The 229-nt window shown below is 59.4% G+C and carries 1 protein-coding gene; it reads right to left on the bottom strand.

Annotated features, from left to right (window positions below; genetic code table 11):
* The coding region (locus O4G76_RS21850) for a hypothetical protein (protein WP_269399162.1) at positions 1-229 on the bottom strand (229 nt) is incomplete at both ends.

Consider the following 229-nt stretch of genomic DNA (forward strand, 5'->3'; position numbering starts at 1 on the left):
ACTCTGCACCGCTATTGAAAGAGCGGGCGGGGATCTTGCTGGCATCCAGTGGTGTTGGCGCCACGTAGCTGGTTGGGCAGCTTGGGGCGCTCAGATCGGTGTCATTGTCCACGCCATCATCTTTTGGCTTCAGCTGCATGACTTCCATCAGGCGGCCAGACTCACCCAATACGCGGTAAGTGGCCAGCTGCTGGTTCAGTTCTGCGTTCAACAGCTCGCGGCGCGACTC

Origin of the sequence: Limimaricola sp. G21655-S1, from assembly GCF_027213785.1 — a bacterium.
Classification (GTDB): Bacteria; Pseudomonadota; Alphaproteobacteria; order Rhodobacterales; family Rhodobacteraceae; genus Limimaricola.